Here is a 466-nt window from a genome sequence, read left to right on the forward strand (position 1 = left end):
ACCAAAAGCCACCATGTTTTCAGGCGCGTAAGCAGACGTGTAAACCGGGTATCCGAGAATCCTGTTCGGCTCATCATCCTGGTATGAAGGCTGCCAAACATACGCGCCATTATTGTCTTTAAGTTTTCGTATGCTCGCGACCGTTTTATCGTTCATAATAAAACTCGCGTTTTTACGGTATGGTCGCCTCAAAGCGTGAACAAGATCAATCAGATCATCAGTTTTAATACCGGTAGTTTCTTTAAGGAACGTACCACCGTCTTTCTTGTTGAAAATACCAGTCGGTTTTCCCACGCCATCCCCGTTAAGAAAAGCGTCTTCCTCAGCGTTAGCCAACGCCATGCCGAAGGATGTGAGAAGATGATTCTCGAGGTTAAACGCATTATCATACAAGAGTTCTTCAGTAACTTTTACCGCAACGTGAAGCTTATGAGCGTCAAGCAGGATTTGCGCAAACTTGGAATCT

At 44.8% G+C, this 466-nt stretch carries 1 protein-coding gene; it reads right to left on the reverse strand.

The window, feature by feature from the left end:
* A partial coding sequence (locus P0108_RS07190) for a phage major capsid protein (RefSeq protein WP_473730948.1) occupies positions 1–466 on the reverse strand: 466 nt, incomplete at both ends.

The sequence above is a fragment of the Gardnerella sp. c10Ua_244 genome, assembly GCF_055818055.1.